The following is a 1815-nucleotide window of genomic DNA, read 5'->3' on the forward strand; positions in this document are numbered from 1 at the left end:
ATGTTCACTACAATTACCACCGACCGCATTCAACACGCGGAGGACGACCGCCCGCCGCTTACCGCCGGCATCGCGTAACTAACGTCCGTGCCTCGTACAGCTAGGTTCTCGCTCTGCGCACCGGCCAGCCACCAGATCCGGCGGTGCGAGAAGTTCAATAGATCACAGAATCTATACCATCAGACATAGATTATAGGCAAAATTGAAACCAGATGTAGTGAGGTGGCGTTAAGCGCCGACCTGGCCCGGCCAGGAGGCCGGTCGGTGCCTGGCGAACATTGAGGAAGGACGTAGTCAAGGGCCCACCGACACTGAGCACGAGCAGAGTCTCGGTGGGCGGGCACGCGCCCGCCGTGTCGGCGACGAGCGCGAAGTTCGGGCGGTCCACCGACATCAGGTGTGAACATCGGTCGGTGGACCGTGCGTGTCAGAACCGGCGACAACTCCGACACGCAGATCGAAGACCCGCCGGGACGGAGTGGGGGACTCAACCGGCGGGTCAACATCCTCCATGCCCTGGTGCCTTGTTCTCCAAACATGAACAGCCCGCCGTATTTGTCGAGCAGGCACAACGAGGCCCAGCAGAAACCGATCAAGGCGACGGGCAGCACTCCCTGATGCTGGCCTTGTCGTCCAGAGTCGCCTGCTGCACCAGATGAGCGTCATTCTGCCGTGCGTCAGTACAAGTACATTGCCGCGTTCCTGACAAGTAACGGAGAAGGGTAGTGTTCGGCCCTCGTTCCAGGCTGGCGCGGGTGGGTGGGGGACCGAGAATGTTCATCTCGATCACGCCGGCGGTGCGAAGCCTCACGCCCGTAACTCGATGCCATTCTGCAGCGGTTGCGACGCGGATAGACGTTGGTGATCACTCCCCGCGAAGTGGCGAGATCGTGGTATCGGTCAACGGCTGATGTCGATACCGACCGGCTGTTCGATAACGCCCCTGCATCCGCTGCGGCAATCAACGAAACTTTCCCGGCGGTCGGTCAGTTCAGGTGGTGAACCGGCGTAGAACTCGAGCACGGTAATAAACAGTGGACATCTACATTGAAGGCAGTCGCGTCCGAGTTCGGTGCCGACGACGGGCACAGTGCTCACGAAATCGACCATAGGCCAATTCTTCGAACGCGCATTCCTACTGGCAGGCAACGCATCCCGCGCACCGATGACACCGGTAAGTCTGTGACGCGATGTATGTGTCTGCTGCGCTTACCGTCGCATTCTGCAAGCGAGCCACCGACTGGGTGGGGAACACAGGAGATAGAATGAATTCTAGTAAATTTCGGAAGGGGCTTCATGGGCATCGCTGACCAGAATGGCACAACGCCGGGCGTCTCGACAGAGATGAAGTCGGGCAAGGACCTGCCACCCTCGATGATCGAGCGACTGACGTTGATTCTCGACGCCTTCGGCGGCCGAGGAGCTCGGATCACGCTCGAACAGGTTGCATGCCGTACTCGATTACCTCGCTCCACTGTCCACCGCATTCTCGATCAACTCACCACCTTCGGATGGGTCGAGCACGCCTCCTTCGGATACTGCCTCGGTCGCCGCGCTCTCCGGGGGACGGCGACGGCGAGAGGCGCAGCTCGCTTCGTGAAGCGGCCGCACCGTTTCTGCACGAATTGCACCAGCAGACCGGTATGGTCGTGCATCTGACCGTCCTCGACGGCCCCGACGTCGTCGATCTCGACAAAGTCGGCGGACGTTTCGCCGCTGCAATCCCGTCGCGTGTCGGGGGTCACGCCCCCGCCCACTGCACCGCCGGCGGAAAAGCGATCCTGGCGTGGATCGCCCCCGAACGCGTCGACGCTC

The 1815-nt window shown here is 61.2% G+C and carries 1 protein-coding gene and 1 pseudogene; one reads left to right on the forward strand and one right to left on the reverse strand.

Features of this window, described 5'->3' with window-relative positions; genetic code table 11:
- Positions 1-900 precede the first annotated feature (900 nt).
- On the reverse strand, positions 901-1098 hold the full coding sequence (locus A2J01_RS24555; RefSeq protein ID WP_125053481.1) for a hypothetical protein: 198 nt from the start codon (positions 1096-1098) through the stop codon (positions 901-903).
- A 198-nt stretch (positions 1099-1296) separates the two neighbouring features.
- On the opposite strand from A2J01_RS24555, the pseudogene A2J01_RS24560 reads away from it, so the two are divergent.
- Positions 1297-1815, forward strand: a pseudogene (locus tag A2J01_RS24560) (IclR family transcriptional regulator); the annotation flags it as partial.

It is taken from the genome of Rhodococcus sp. EPR-134, from assembly GCF_001647205.1.
Lineage (GTDB): Bacteria > Actinomycetota > Actinomycetes > Mycobacteriales > Mycobacteriaceae > Rhodococcus_F > Rhodococcus_F qingshengii.